The organism is Lelliottia sp. F153 (assembly GCF_002870005.1).
Taxonomy (GTDB): Bacteria; Pseudomonadota; Gammaproteobacteria; order Enterobacterales; family Enterobacteriaceae; genus Enterobacter; species Enterobacter nimipressuralis.
Genome location: NZ_PKFT01000001.1, coordinates 514,370 through 527,783, shown reverse-complemented (window position 1 = coordinate 527,783; position 13,414 = coordinate 514,370). Strand labels below are relative to the sequence as shown.

The following is a 13,414-nucleotide window of genomic DNA, read 5'->3' as shown; positions in this document are numbered from 1 at the left end:
ATTTCAGCATGCAGCCGGTGAAGCGTTGTTGAGCGTGTTGCGAATGTTTTCACGCTCACAGTTCCAGGCTGAGTCAATAATCGCCGCCGCCCACGCGGGCATATGTGGCGAAAGGCGATAGTGGACCCATTTCCCTTCACGACGATCGGAAACCAGCCCGGCCTCACGTAATAACGCCATATGGCGTGAAATTTTGGGCTGAGACTCTGCCGTTGCCGCACAGATATCGCATACGCAAAGCTCTCCGGACTCCCTGAGCAACATCACGATCGTTGAACGGGTTTCATCAGAGAGTAATTTAAAAAGCTGAACAGGCTGTAGCATGTAGCACCTCGATAAGATTTGACGACACATATGCTAATCCATATATGATAACTTTAAAAGTACAGCGTTTAAGAACGGAGCCATTTCATGAAACATTTACCCGCCATCGAACCACAATTCTTTGATGATACGGTCACCAGCAAAATTTCAGGCAGTGACCCAACAACGCCGCCACGCATTCTGATTCTCTACGGATCCATTCGAGAACGTTCCTACAGCCGGTTTGCCGCAGAAGAAGCGGGGCGGTTATTGACCGAAATGGGCGCCGAAGTGAAGATATTTAATCCATCGGGTCTGCCATTGCCGGACGACGCACCAGAAACCCATCCGAAAGTGCTCGAATTGCGGGCGCTGGTCAGATGGTGTGACGGGATGGTCTGGAGTTCTCCCGAAAGGCATGGCGCAATGAGTTCGGTGATGAAAGCGCAGATTGACTGGATACCGCTGAGTGAAGGCGCGGTTCGGCCGTCCCAGGGAAAAACGCTGGCCGTGATGCAGGTTTGCGGAGGCTCGCAATCATTCAATACCGTCAACCAGATGCGAATCCTTGGTCGCTGGATGCGGATGTTCACCATTCCAAATCAATCCTCAGTGCCGAAGGCGTGGCAGGAGTTTGATGAAGAAGGACGGATGAAACCGTCAGCCTGGTACGATCGAATTGTGGATGTCACAGAAGAGCTTTATAAAATCACGCTGATTCTTAAAAAACACGCAGGTTATCTGTCCGACCGATACAGCGAAAGAAAAGAGAATCACCAGGCGCTGTCGGCGCGAGTGAATCAGGCAAAAATCTGAGAACAGATTTCAGAGAGATGCGGAAAAGACCGGAGTGAACGCGACTCCGGTTGTTCATAATCAGCCTGATGTGAGTGGCAGATTTGAGTAGTTATATGATTGGTACGCATAATGTATATTATGTTAAATGCGAGATCTAATAAAACAAACGCATTACCAGACCAACTCTACTCTTCTGCAACTGTCTTAACTCCCTCTAATGTTAGCCGTCTATCAACGTGGCCACGTTCCGGTTATTGGCGAATGGCTGGCCTTACCGTTGGCAAAAATGGCTGGCTCGAAATCGATGGATGATGAAATCAGTGAAGCGATGCTCTATCCCGTCGCGCACCGACTCATTGCAAAATGTGATGCTATCTACCGGATTGCTGGCGCGTCCAAAGGTGCCGATATGGACATTGAGGTGGCGCAAACGCTGGGGCTTAAGATTTACACTGCGCTCGAGGATATCCCACAGGTTTGATGTTGCCTGCTGGCCTGTCGGCGTATCGACAGGCCGGACCATAAAGGCTTTTCTTAGGCATCTTCCCGTTCAGAGGTCATCACTACGGAAATCCCCTTTTCTTTTACGGCGTTAATCCAGGCTCTATCGGTATCGTCTTCAACGACAATGGTATTCACCAGCGAAAGATCGCCAATCACAAAAGATGACGCGGTATTGATTTTTTCGGGGGAAGCCAACACAACCGTTTCGGCGGCTCTGCCGGAAAATGCACGTTTGATGCTCGCCTCTTCAAAATCACCGGTCGTCAGGCCCGCATCAGGATGGATGCCGGTCACTCCCATAAAGAACAGGTCCGCATGGATTTTTTCGATGCCTTCGATGGCAGCCGCGCCGACCGAAACAATAGAGTGTTTATACAGACGACCACCGATCAGAATAACCTCAATGGAGGGATGTTCGACAAGTCCCAGCGCAATGCCTGGGCTGTGCGTGACCACGGTTATCTTCAAATCAGGAGGGAAAAATGTAATCAGCTCTGAAGTGGTCGTGCCGCCGTCAATGATCACCACCTGGCCGTCAGAAATCAGCTGCGCACCTTTACGGGCGACATTTTTCTTGGCATCCATCTTTACCGATTTACGCTCAGCAAACGGAGCAATGGCCGAGGATGACGGCAGCGCTCCGCCGTGAACTCGTTGTAAACGCCCTTCTGCCGCCAGCTCGCGTAAATCACGCCGAATGGTGTCTTCAGACACCGCGAAGAGCGTGCTGAGCGCTTTCGACTGGACCTGACCTTCAGCCTCGAGCTTTTCAAGGATCAATTGTTTTCGCTGTGTTGTGAGCATAAGGAATTCCTGATATTGCACGATTAGACTTGAAACTGCACGATAGTGCTGTTTATGATAATTACTCTACGTAAGGAGGAACAAACGTGCAATCAAAACGTGCAGATGTACGCATCATAGAAAGTGAAACACTGTCAGATAACTGGTACATCCTGAAAAAATATACCTTTGATCTGCAGCGGCGCGATGGTGAATGGCAGCGGCAAAATCGCGAAGTTTACGACCGGGGAAACGGAGCCACCATCCTGCTTTATAACCGGGATAAAAAGACAGTGATCCTGACCCGCCAGTTCCGCTTCCCTGTCTTTATTAACGGGCACGAAGATGACCTTATTGAAGCTGCTGCGGGCTTGCTCGATAACATGGATCCGGAAAGCCGGATTAAAGCAGAAGCGGAGGAAGAGACCGGCTATAGCGTTTCCCGCGTTGAGAAAATTTTTGAAGCTTACATGAGCCCAGGCTCCGTCACTGAAAAACTCTATTTTTATCTCGCCGAATACCAGTTGAAAGACAAAACCAGTGAAGGCGGTGGACTCAAAGCGGAGGGTGAGGATATCGACGTACTGGAAATGACGCTGGAAGAGGCACTGCGCGGCATTGAAACGGGCAGGATTGTCGACGGGAAAACCATCATGCTGCTTTATCATGTTGCCCTGAAAGGCATTCTGTAAATGCCGTAGGACAGATACCTGCCGCAATGCAGGTGTCTGCGGGTGTTAAGCATGCATAACGGAGATGCAAAGATGGCCGACTGGAACCCTTCCCTTCACCTGCGACGCGGAGCCGAACGTATTCGGCCCCGCCGCTGAATTGCTCACCAGAATTCCCCTGGATGACGTGTCATTGCTCAACGCCAGCCCTGAGCAACGTTATGACCGGGCCTCTTTAAGCAGTTGCTGGATAACTTTTTCCTGCTGTTCATAGTTACCTTCGCCAAAAGAGGTATAACGTAACTGCCCTTTGGCATCGAAATAGTAATGTGCCGGCCAGTACTGGTTTCCGAAGGCGTTCCAGATCTGGTAGTTATCATCCGTCACGACCCGATACGGCAGTTCCCATTTCTTCACCGCGTTTTTCACTGACGAGAGCGGTTTTTCCCACGGATATTCAGGCGTATGCACGCCGATTACCACCAGACCCTGGGACTGATATCGCGTGGCCCAGTCGCGGACATGCGGGAGCGTATGCTGGCAGTTGATACAGTCCCAGGTCCAGAAATCAATCAGTACTACTTTACCCCGCAATGATTCAGACGTGACAGGGTCACCATTAATCCACCCGGTTCCTCCACTTAACGAAGGCAACTGACTCATGGCTTCGGTCATTACCACCGGCCGCAGTTTTACTGGGGAAGTGGCGGGCTTAGCCAGGGTTAGAAGCGTCGTTTCAAGACGGTCTGCCACTCCATTTGCACCTTTCAGCAACGAGTTCATCCCCGTGGCGTTGAATACAACAGCCGCTAACATCACCACACCCGCCCCCTTGCGCAATCTCTCCATCAGCGCTGATTTGGCCCGCAGCGGTGCCATTAGTTTCCGACCACCGGCCATCAGCAGGCTCAGCATAAGCGCACATCCGCTGCCATACGCCGCCAACAGCGCGCCGGTGGTGATGGCCGAATGACCCGCAATATTGATACTGAAAATAGCCCCGAGGATCGGTCCGGCACAGGGAGACCAGAGCAGACCGACGGCAAGTCCGGCGAGGAAAGCGGAAAACATTCCACGCGTTAGTCCGCTACGGGTGTTGAGGATATTGCCCGCGTTGACCGCAGGCGCGGCTATACGCTGGGCGAATGACGGGAAAATTAAGGCCAGCGCGGCCGTAGCCAGAATAATGAGTGCCAGCCAGCGCCCTATTATCGTGGCATCCGTGATCCATTCGCTGGCAACAGTGACAACCATCGCCACCACGGTAAACATCACGATCATCCCTGCCAGCAGAGCCAGGATATGTCTTCGCTGCCCCTGAAAACCGGCTAACAGAAGAGGAATCACCGGGAGCGTACATGGACTGAGCAGGCTTATCATCCCGCCCAGAAAAGCGATTATCAAAAACATAAAAACCTCACATTACAGATGGCCTGCGACGCTGCAGTGAGGGTATTTCATCGTAAGGATGTGTTTGGGATGTGTGCAAAAAGGGGCGATTTGTCTGCTCTCGTATCGCTAACGCAACCGGATACAAAACCGTACAATTAGCGACGCGGTAGTGTTACCGTGACCTTCAGCCCGCCTTCAGGCCGGTTGGCCAGCCGCAGTTTCCCGTCAAGCTGTGCGGTCAGCTGCGCGGCAATCGCCAGTCCCAGGCCGGTTCCGCCGGTATCACGGTTACGCGATGTTTCTACCCGATAAAAAGGCTGTAATACCGCGTCGAGCTCAGCATCGGGTATCCCCGGCCCGCCATCCAGAATATGGATAGCAATGTATCCGGCAGAAGAATCATCAATCTCAATAACGGCATAGCCACCAAACTTAAGCGCGTTATCCAGGAGATTGGTCATCACCCGGCGAAGTGCCTGCGGCCGAGTCACTATCGGCAGGCGGGTGTCGTTTGCCTGAAACTGCACGTTTTTACCAATGTCCTGATAATCACAGGCAATGCTGTTTACCCAGGCATTGAGCTCCAGCTTTAGCGAGGTTTCCTTCAGGGATTCTGATGACCGGGCATAGGCAATCCCCTCCCGCACCAGACGGGTCATGTTATCGAGGTCGTTCAATAACTTGTCGCGTAACTCGGGTTGATCGGTCATCTCGACGCGCAATTTCATGCGCGTGATGGGCGTCTGCAGATCGTGAGAAATAGATGCCAGGATCTGCGCGCGTTCGCGGAGATAGGATTGAATGCGCGCCTGCATCGCGTTAAAGGCATGCGCGGCTCTTTGCACTTCTACCGGCCCCTCCTCCTTCATTGGTGTGTTTGCCGCCGGGTCAAGCGCTTCAACCGCACGGGTAAACTGTAAAAAAGGTCGAATCACCTGACGAACGGCGATCAAGGCGCAGGCCGCAAGCAGCAGCAGCTGCAATACCAGCACGACAGGTAACCAGCTGGCGACTGGTGGCATGCGTGGTGTCAGATCGATCGTTAACGGTGCGCCATCGCGTAAGGTGAGATGCGCCTGAATATGAGAAATGGGACCGGGAACGGCGGTAAACGTGAGCGGATGATCAGCCGCAAGGGTCTCTTTTAGCGTTCGAATGGCATCGCGTGAACGCTTATCCTCAGGCGGTGCGCCCGGTTCTCCTGGCCCAAGAATATAGCGATAGTTACCGCGCTCAAGCCGCGGCAACCAGGCTTCCCGCTCCTGAGCGGGAAGCCTGTCAAGAATGGCCACGCTGGTGGCAACATCGTTTTCCAGATTACCCAGCATTACGGTGCGGGCGCTGTGCATGCGTTCAACCATCACCAGCGTCAGGCTGAGGGTATTGGCCAGTAAGAGTCCAGCCAGCACAATGACCAACAGCCGGGACAACAACGAGCGTGGCCAAAGCGTCATTCATTGGCCTCTTTTATGGTCACCGGCATTGTAAAAACATAGCCTTCACTGCGTACGGTCTTTATATAGGCCGGCGTGCGGGCATCTTCATTCAGACGCTGACGAACCCGGCTCACCAGCAGATCAATCGATCGTTCAAACAGCTCGGCATCGCGCCCCTGGGTCAGATTGAGCAGTTGATCCCGGGTGAGGACGCGCTGAGGGTGATCGAGGAACACGCGCAGTAAACGATATTCCGCCCCGCTGAGCGCCACCACCATCCCTTCACTGTCGATTAAATGACGGGCCACGGTGTCCAGCTGCCATTCACCGAACGTGACCAGTCGCCCGGCCTCTGTCACCTGTAAATTGGGGGGCATTGTGCGGAAACGACGTAAAATGGCTTTTATCCGCGCGAGTAATTCGCGTGCAACAAAAGGCTTCACGACGTAATCGTCTGCGCCCATCTCTAGCCCCAGGATCCGGTCTGTTTCCTCGTTACGCGCCGTGAGCATCAGAATGGGCAAGTCTTTATGTTTACCGCTTCGGAGCTGACGACACAACGTTAATCCGTCATCGCCGGGCATCATGACATCCAGCACCACAAGATCGATATGCTGTTTATCAAGCACAACTCGCATCTCTTTGCCATTTGCCGCGCCAGAGGCGCGATATCCGGACTTAACGAGATAATCAACAATCAGCTCACGAATATCCCTGTCGTCATCGACGACAAGGATATGATCAATATGCTCCACAGTAATCTCCAGACTGAAGGGTAACGTATTGAAAATAGCACGTTTCAGAGTTTATCAGCGTCAACAACTGCATTAACGAAATCCTGCGGATCTTCCTGCGGTGGATTGTGACCTACGGTTTTGCCAAAGGTACGGTGTTCATATTTACCGGTGAATTTCCCGGCGTAGGCTTGTGGAGCAGGATGCGGCGCCCCGTTGTTTCCGCCTTCGATGGTGATCGTCGGGACGGTAATATTCGGAAGCGTTGCCAGTTTTTGCTCATAGCTGTCGTATTTGCGCTCCCCTTTTTCTTGCCCTAAACGCCAGCGATAGTTACTGAGCGTCACCGCGACATGGTCCGGGTTATCAAGGGATTTTGCACTGGCGTCAAACGTTGCATCGCTAAATTTCCAGTCAGGTGATGCCTGTGACCAGATCAAACGGGCGAAGTCATGGGTGTTTTTGGCATAGCCTTCAGCGCCACGTTCAGTGGCGAAATAGAACTGATACCACCACTGAACTTCTGCTTTCGGCGGTAAGGGCTGTTTGCCAATCTGCTGGCTACTGATCAGGTATCCACTGACGGAGACCAGCGATTTAACGCGTTCTGGCCACAGCGCCGCGACGATGTCCGCCGTACGGGCACCCCAGTCGTATCCTGCAAAAACGGCCTGCTTGATGTTCAGGGCATCCATCAGGTTCACAACGTCTTTCGCCATGGCCGAAGGCTGGCCGTTACGCGGCGTTTTATCTGAGAGGAAACGGGTAGTTCCGTAGCCACGTAGAGACGGCACAATCACCCGATATCCTTTAGCTGCAAGCGCGGGAGCGACTTGCGCATAACTATGAATATCGTAGGGCCAGCCGTGTAATAAAATGATCGGTTGACCATTTTTCGGCCCGATGTCGACATAACCGACGTTAAGGTCGCCGGCGTTAATCTGCTGAGGATGATCAAAAGCCGTCGCGAAATCAGTACCGGTTGCTTCGGCCTGACAGGATATGACGGTACCAAGAGAAACGGTTAACGCCAGAGTTGAGTATGCGAGTTTGCTGAACATGTTCTTATCTCCGATTGAGTACGATTCACGGGGATATAACAACATCGGTTTGTATAACGGATATGTGCGAATGGGCCTTTATTGCAAGCCTGTGTATGTATCAGAGACGTTGATACAGTGTGATACAAATAACAGGTCATTGCGTCTTAAAGCGAGACGCGATAACGAACATAATCGTCGGCTTCGCCAATGCGAAAAGCCCCTGGATTGTTTGCCGATAACCCGACTTTCTTGTACCCTTCCCTTGCACTCCATGACGACTCACAGCAGAAACCGGACTTCACTATGGCAGCTCATATTTCCAAAGATCCTTTGCATGGCGTAACGCTTGAAATGCAAGTCAACGCACTGGTTGCCCGTTACGGTTGGGTTCAGTTGGGCAAACTGATCAACATTAACTGTTTCAAAAGCGACCCTAGCGTTAAATCGAGTCTGAAGTTTTTGCGTCGTACTCCCTGGGCACGTGCTGAAGTTGAAGCCCTGTATCTGGACTCGCTGGACGATGCGGCACCTCAAGAATCTGACCCGCTTCATGATGACCCTTGGGCTAACAGCCGACTGAAAAAGAGTTAACATCAGATGCCCTTTCACGTTAAACGTTCTGGCGCACTTATTCTTCTCGCGCTGCTGCTCGCCAGCTGCTCATCCAAACCGCCGGTTTCCTTAGTCACCCCGCTTCCGCCGGTGACCAAACATCCACTGCCTGATAAATCACGTGACCATGGCCCGATGCGCGGCATTTGGCTGGCGACCGTGTCCCGTCTCGACTGGCCGCCGGTCTCCTCCGTGAATATCAGCAACCCGGCTACCCGCAACAGCGTGCAGCAAAAAGCGCTGACCGATAAGCTCGATAAACTGAAAAGCCTCGGTATTAACACGGTATTTTTCCAGGTCAAACCGGATGGCACGGCGCTGTGGCCGTCAAAGATTTTACCCTGGTCTGACACGCTCACCGGACACGTCGGACAAGATCCAGGCTACGACCCGCTGATGTTTATGCTCGACGAGGCACACAAACGCGGTATGAAAGTCCACGCCTGGTTTAACCCTTACCGGGTCACGACCAATACTAAACCGAGCACAGTCGCGGAACTGAATCGCACGATTTCGCTCAATCCGGCCAGCGTGTTTGTTTTGCATCGCGACTGGATCCGCACCGCCAGCGATCGCTACGTGCTCGACCCGGGTATTCCTGAAGCCCGCGACTGGATCACCAGTATTGTGGCCGAAGTCGTTTCACGTTATCCGGTCGATGGTGTGCAGTTCGATGACTATTTCTACACCGAAACGCCAGGCTCGACGCTCAATGACTATCAGACGTTCCAGAAATATGGTGCCGGGTTTGCGTCCAAAGCCGACTGGCGCCGACACAATACCCAACAGCTGATTGAACAAGTTTCGCGCTCGATCAAGCAGCTGAATCCCGGCGTCGAATTTGGCGTCAGCCCTGCGGGCGTCTGGCGTAATCGCTCCCACGATCCGTTAGGATCTGAAACGTCCGGTGCGGCAGCCTATGACGAAGCCTTTGCCGATACCCGTCTTTGGGTGAAGCAAGGTCTCCTGGATTATATTGCGCCTCAGGTTTACTGGCCCTTCTCACGCAAAGCCGCGCGTTATGATGTGCTGGCAAAATGGTGGGCAGACGTCGTTAAGCCGACCAACACGCGCCTTTATATTGGTGTCGCGTTGTATAAAGTGGGTGAAAGATCTAAAAATGAGCCAGACTGGACCGTTAATGGCGGTGTGCCGGAGCTGAAAAAACAGCTCGATTTGAACGAATCGGTACCGCACATCGACGGTACGATTCTGTTCAGAGAGGACTATCTTAATCAGCCGCAGGCGCAGGAAGCGGTCAGCTACATCAAAACTCGCTGGGGTTCGTGAACCCCGGCTAGTCGGGTTTTGGACCGAACATTTCCAGTAATTGCTTCTGATCGGGCATCCCGACCACCTGCTGCAACTCGTTTCGGTCATTCATGTAATAGATTGCGGGCGTAGCGTTTGCGCCCAGCTCATCCATCAATTTCTGGTGCTGCTGGAGCATATTGAAGGTGTCCCGCGATGAGGTGCCCTTCAGCTCCGGCAGAATTTTACCGCCGGAAAGCTCATACTCTTTCCACGCCGCGACCGGATCGGCTGCATTCAGAATGGCTGTCGCATTTGGGCCACTTTTCGGATTCAAAAACGCCACCAGCAGCGTATTTAACTGCACTTTCCCGGCTTTTACCCACGGCTGGGCTTCGGCCCAGAATTTTTTGCAGTACGGGCAGAACGGATCGGCAAAAACATACACCTTCCGGGGAGCCGTCTGTGCGCCCTCTTTCAACGGCTGCGTTTTGTTGAGCGTATCCCACATCTGACGGCCTAACGGGATGTAAATCTCTTTCTGGAAATAGGCTTCGCTGATATTTTTCCCTTTATCATCATAAAGATAACCAGAGATAATATGCTTCCCGTCAGGCGTCATAAACAGCGTGACGCCCATGTCCTGATACTGCCCGATCCAGCTTTTTACTCCGCCGGTAGCATCAATTTCTTTGATATTATGAATGCCCTGCTGCTCGCCAAACTGCTTCACAATCGGCGGAATATCGCTGGCTGCCATGGCCAGCGCGGGAATAAACCATGTGGTCATAAGAAGATTGCGCATAACACACCTGTAAAAAGAAGACGCACCGATAATAGACCATAACGATGGATATCCCCTTACCTGGTGTGTAAGGTTTTGTCTTTGTCACTTTTTTCCTGAACCAATAAGCGCCAGTCCCCTGCTTACAACCAGGCGTTTATATATGCGGAGAGAAAAATTTCATCACGCGTTAATGCGTCATCAGTGGCCAGTGAATGTCCCCGACACCGTTGAGCTGCGGACGGGAAAACAGGAAGCCCTGGAAACGTCTGATCCCGGCCGATTCCAGCCAGCACCACTCTTCCATCTTTTCGATACCTTCAGCCACCAGCGTAATTTCCAGATCGGTACAGCAGCTGACAATCGATTTCACGATCGCCTGCTTCGGACCGCTGAGGTGAATATCACTGACAATTTCCCGATCAATTTTGATCTTATCCGGCTGGAATTTGGTGAGCAGCGACAGCCCGGCATATCCCGAACCGAAATCGTCGATAGCCAGACCGATCCCCGCCGCCCGCAGTTGTTTGATGGCGCTATTAAACTGTTTAAAGCCGGAAATCATCTCGTTTTCCGTCACTTCCACCACCACTTGCTCAGGCAAAAGGTGGTGTTTCGCGATATTTTCCAGCAGGAAACTTACCGCATCGGGCACATTGATTAGTGAGCCTGGCAGCAGATTGATGGCGATCTTATGACTGCCAATGCCGATTTTTTCTGCTAGCGCAAAGACATAGGCTTTGGTCTGAAGATCGATTTCATAGAGTTTGTCAGGATGAATGGCATTAAAGAATCGCTCTGGGCTTCCCCCGTCATTGCCGCGAATCAGCGCCTCCAGGGAGGTGATTTTCCCCTCTGATGGCTCAACAATCGGCTGGAAAGCAAACTGGCATATCTGGTTTGTCATTAACCCTTCGACGCCTCGTCCAAAAGGCGCCAGTTCTGATTCCAGTTTCCAGCTTTCGGGGCGAAATGCATCGTTCGCACCAGGCTGCTTTTTATGCGTGATAAAGCGCTGAATGAATTTAAATACCCGATCTTCAGAAGTGAGGTAGCTTTCGAGTTTGCTGTAGCGCAGCACCGATTGCAGCACGGATTTTGGCGTATCTACCTGCAGGTCGAACAGCAGCATGCCAACGTTTTCAAAGCGACGGCGTGGCCCGTAGTCGCGCATCAGTTCCACGACGCCGTTATGCCGTTTGTCAGCCCGGATTTTCTGGAAAAGCGTAACGACGTTCTCTTCTTTCCCCTCAAGGATTTGCAGAAACTCCGCGCCGTTAAACAGCAGAATGCCGGTAATGTTTAGCCCGGCATTACGCTGTTTTGCTTTTTCGACCAGTGAAATGAGCTCGAATGGTTCACAGGATGAATTTAACTGGCTTCGATAAATGAGTGTAGTCAGCACGGTAAGTCAGTCTCGCCATGATAATTTCGCCTTTAAGCGATTGTTTATCATAATTTATAGCCGCCGACTAATAATATTGCCTCAACAAATCATTTTCAGATTTTTTAGTGCAAACATAACCACCACAAATGTAGTAATTGTCACTTCGCCCTCTTTTATCCCCGCCAGGGGATATTTTCCGTTTATCCCTTTGCTGGGATAATTCGCTGATTAATCCTCTCCAGCATGTAGCTATAAAACGGATTTGAGGTCACGCGCATCAGCGAATCCATCCCTACCACCAGCACCGAGGTTTCCCCGCGCAGGGCAATATTTCCCAGGTTGATACCGTAATGGTGCGGATTCACAGGCTCGCTGCCGTACAGATCGTCCGTTGGCGGGAACGGAATCGCCACATGCGATAAGGAGTAGAGATCGCGCGGATACGGCGTCGTGAGTGGTTGAACCGTATCATTCACCGCCCCGGGCGCCGTGGTGCGGGCTTCAGTGTTTAACGTCTGCGCCGAGGCATTGGTCACCACCGTGATTGCGAAGCGGCGCGGTGCAGTCGGCAGCAGCCCATTCACCGCCACATACGAACCCGGCCTGAACAGCGGGCGCAGCGTGCTTGCCTGATTGATATCGAATATAACCAGCTCGCTTCCGTTCTCCGGCAGCAAATTAAACAGCGAATCGACCACCCCGCGCGTGCTGACAGTGGAGTCCATCACCGACTGGAATGCCAGCACCGGCGGGAACGAGGACAGTTTGTTCTGGCGCGCCTGATTGTTAAGCTGCTTTTGCAAAGCCTGCGTTAACTGCCAGGACTGGCGCGCGGCATTCACCGGAAAGGAGTTGTATTTAAACGGATTATATTCGGGCAGAACGCTGAGCCACGCCGCTTTGGCAAACGACGGTAACAGCGCGGGTAAACCCGCCAGACCGGCAAAACGCGCAAACGCGTGGACGCGGATCATCGGAGACAGCAGGATCAGCTGTTGCGGTTTGCGAAGACGGGGATCGTCATTGGCGTCGAGGGCATATTTCATCGCCAGCGCCCCGCCGTTGGAATAACCCACCAGATGCAGAGGCACATCGCTGCCCGCAAGACGCGTAGCTTCGCGAACCGCCATACGCGCCACGGCCAGCCACGCTTCCCAGTCGACATTGGTAAGCGCACCCGGTGCCGTACCGTGTCCGGGCAAGCGTGGCGCAATGGCCACAAACCCGCGCTGTTGATAATCAACGGCGATACTGCGTACGCTATAGGGCGAATCCGTCAGCCCGTGCAACAGCACAACGGCGCCTTGCGGTTTACCTTCCGGCATCAGCACAAACGAACGATTGCCGTCATCGGGAAATTGGCCCGGCCACATAGGGCTGTGACGATAATAGCGGTTCAGCGGCGTCTGATCCGCTTTATCCAGTTTGTCCGTCACGTCCGTTTGCAGATCGTGGAAAATCGCCGTTTCGCGCGTCAGATAATCACTGAAACTGGCGCGTTCAACCTCCTGCACAGACATCTCGTGCGCCGTCCAGGTATGCCAGGGATGCAGCGCCGGGCCAGTTTCGGTCTTATAGACCCGCACCGCCAGCAGCACGATCAGCACAATTCCCAGCACCATAGCGGCACGTTTCATCAATGCCCACATACGCCCCCGTATCCGCCACGGCAGATTAGCCATTCCCGTCTCTCTTTCTGTAAAAAATAAGGACCTA

13 protein-coding genes and 1 pseudogene are annotated in these 13,414 nt (G+C 52.7%); 5 read left to right on the top strand and 9 right to left on the bottom strand.

All coding sequences use genetic code 11. The features are described from left to right. Nucleotides 1-3: 3 nt before the first annotated feature. Nucleotides 4-324 carry a metalloregulator ArsR/SmtB family transcription factor gene (locus F153LOC_RS02500; RefSeq protein WP_102103731.1) on the bottom strand — a complete coding sequence of 107 codons (321 nt, stop codon included), beginning with the start codon at nt 322-324 and terminating at the stop codon, nt 4-6. A gap of 87 nt (nt 325-411) precedes the next feature. Here F153LOC_RS02500 and arsH point away from each other — a divergent pair, with 87 nt between their 5' ends. Beyond that, complete coding sequence (gene arsH, locus F153LOC_RS02495) at nt 412-1,119, top strand: arsenical resistance protein ArsH (RefSeq protein WP_102103732.1); 708 nt, start codon at nt 412-414, stop codon at nt 1,117-1,119. A 202-nt stretch (nt 1,120-1,321) separates the two neighbouring features. After that, nucleotides 1,322-1,582 (top strand): annotated as a pseudogene (locus tag F153LOC_RS02490) (DUF4406 domain-containing protein); the annotation flags it as partial. A gap of 53 nt (nt 1,583-1,635) precedes the next feature. Here F153LOC_RS02490 and F153LOC_RS02485 read toward each other — a convergent pair. Next, nucleotides 1,636-2,409 (bottom strand): DeoR/GlpR family DNA-binding transcription regulator, encoded by a 774-nt coding sequence (locus F153LOC_RS02485; protein ID WP_100780149.1) that lies wholly within the window; start codon nt 2,407-2,409, stop codon nt 1,636-1,638. An 86-nt stretch (nt 2,410-2,495) separates the two neighbouring features. On the opposite strand from F153LOC_RS02485, the gene F153LOC_RS02480 reads away from it, so the two are divergent. Next, nucleotides 2,496-3,080: an NUDIX domain-containing protein gene (locus F153LOC_RS02480; RefSeq protein WP_100780147.1), complete on the top strand. Its 585-nt coding sequence runs from the start codon at nt 2,496-2,498 to the stop codon at nt 3,078-3,080. Between the two features lie 198 nt (nt 3,081-3,278). On the opposite strand, the gene F153LOC_RS02470 is transcribed toward F153LOC_RS02480, so the two are convergent. From F153LOC_RS02470 to F153LOC_RS02455, 4 genes are all read right to left on the bottom strand, one after another. Beyond that, nucleotides 3,279-4,469: a cytochrome c biogenesis protein/redoxin gene (locus F153LOC_RS02470; RefSeq protein WP_102103733.1), complete on the bottom strand. Its 1,191-nt coding sequence runs from the start codon at nt 4,467-4,469 to the stop codon at nt 3,279-3,281. Between the two features lie 137 nt (nt 4,470-4,606). Next, on the bottom strand, nt 4,607-5,905 hold the full coding sequence (locus tag F153LOC_RS02465) for an ATP-binding protein (protein ID WP_102103734.1): 1,299 nt from the start codon (nt 5,903-5,905) through the stop codon (nt 4,607-4,609). Beyond that, nucleotides 5,902-6,642 (bottom strand): response regulator, encoded by a 741-nt coding sequence (locus tag F153LOC_RS02460; RefSeq protein ID WP_025204193.1) that lies wholly within the window; start codon nt 6,640-6,642, stop codon nt 5,902-5,904. Before F153LOC_RS02460 ends, F153LOC_RS02465 begins: the two co-directional genes overlap by 4 nt. Before the next feature lie 44 nt (nt 6,643-6,686). Continuing rightward, nucleotides 6,687-7,682: an alpha/beta fold hydrolase gene (locus F153LOC_RS02455; RefSeq protein ID WP_102103735.1), complete on the bottom strand. Its 996-nt coding sequence runs from the start codon at nt 7,680-7,682 to the stop codon at nt 6,687-6,689. A 285-nt stretch (nt 7,683-7,967) separates the two neighbouring features. Here F153LOC_RS02455 and F153LOC_RS02450 point away from each other — a divergent pair, with 285 nt between their 5' ends. Both F153LOC_RS02450 and F153LOC_RS02445 read left to right on the top strand, forming a co-directional pair. After that, the gene (locus tag F153LOC_RS02450) at nt 7,968-8,255 is read left to right on the top strand and encodes a VF530 family DNA-binding protein (protein WP_102103736.1); all 288 of its coding nucleotides are present in this window, start codon (nt 7,968-7,970) and stop codon (nt 8,253-8,255) included. A 6-nt stretch (nt 8,256-8,261) separates the two neighbouring features. Then, nucleotides 8,262-9,566, top strand: coding sequence for a glycoside hydrolase family 10 protein (locus F153LOC_RS02445; protein ID WP_102103737.1), 1,305 nt, complete (start codon nt 8,262-8,264; stop codon nt 9,564-9,566). 7 nt (nt 9,567-9,573) lie between these two features. Here F153LOC_RS02445 and dsbG read toward each other — a convergent pair whose 3' ends face one another. The 3 genes from dsbG to F153LOC_RS02430 all read right to left on the bottom strand — a co-directional run bounded on the left by dsbG (nt 9,574) and on the right by F153LOC_RS02430 (nt 13,380). Further along, nucleotides 9,574-10,317, bottom strand: coding sequence for a thiol:disulfide interchange protein DsbG (dsbG, locus tag F153LOC_RS02440; protein WP_369804785.1), 744 nt, complete (start codon nt 10,315-10,317; stop codon nt 9,574-9,576). A gap of 184 nt (nt 10,318-10,501) precedes the next feature. Next, nucleotides 10,502-11,716: a diguanylate phosphodiesterase gene (locus F153LOC_RS02435; RefSeq protein WP_102103739.1), complete on the bottom strand. Its 1,215-nt coding sequence runs from the start codon at nt 11,714-11,716 to the stop codon at nt 10,502-10,504. A gap of 182 nt (nt 11,717-11,898) precedes the next feature. Next, nucleotides 11,899-13,380, bottom strand: coding sequence for a carboxylesterase (locus tag F153LOC_RS02430; protein WP_102103740.1), 1,482 nt, complete (start codon nt 13,378-13,380; stop codon nt 11,899-11,901). Nucleotides 13,381-13,414 lie beyond the last annotated feature (34 nt).

Excerpts from the sequence above, each read along its gene's own strand:
- F153LOC_RS02500 (WP_102103731.1), bottom strand. The coding sequence starts at position 324 with ATGCTACAGCCTGTTCAGCTTTTTAAATTACTCTCTGATGAAACCCGT.
- arsH (WP_102103732.1), top strand. The coding sequence starts at position 412 with ATGAAACATTTACCCGCCATCGAACCACAATTCTTTGATGATACGGTC.
- F153LOC_RS02485 (WP_100780149.1), bottom strand. The coding sequence starts at position 2,409 with ATGCTCACAACACAGCGAAAACAATTGATCCTTGAAAAGCTCGAGGCT.
- F153LOC_RS02470 (WP_102103733.1), bottom strand. The coding sequence starts at position 4,469 with ATGTTTTTGATAATCGCTTTTCTGGGCGGGATGATAAGCCTGCTCAGT.
- F153LOC_RS02465 (WP_102103734.1), bottom strand. The coding sequence starts at position 5,905 with ATGACGCTTTGGCCACGCTCGTTGTTGTCCCGGCTGTTGGTCATTGTG.
- F153LOC_RS02455 (WP_102103735.1), bottom strand. The coding sequence starts at position 7,682 with ATGTTCAGCAAACTCGCATACTCAACTCTGGCGTTAACCGTTTCTCTT.
- F153LOC_RS02450 (WP_102103736.1), top strand. The coding sequence starts at position 7,968 with ATGGCAGCTCATATTTCCAAAGATCCTTTGCATGGCGTAACGCTTGAA.
- F153LOC_RS02445 (WP_102103737.1), top strand. The coding sequence starts at position 8,262 with ATGCCCTTTCACGTTAAACGTTCTGGCGCACTTATTCTTCTCGCGCTG.
- dsbG (WP_369804785.1), bottom strand. The coding sequence starts at position 10,317 with ATGACCACATGGTTTATTCCCGCGCTGGCCATGGCAGCCAGCGATATT.
- F153LOC_RS02430 (WP_102103740.1), bottom strand. The coding sequence starts at position 13,380 with ATGGCTAATCTGCCGTGGCGGATACGGGGGCGTATGTGGGCATTGATG.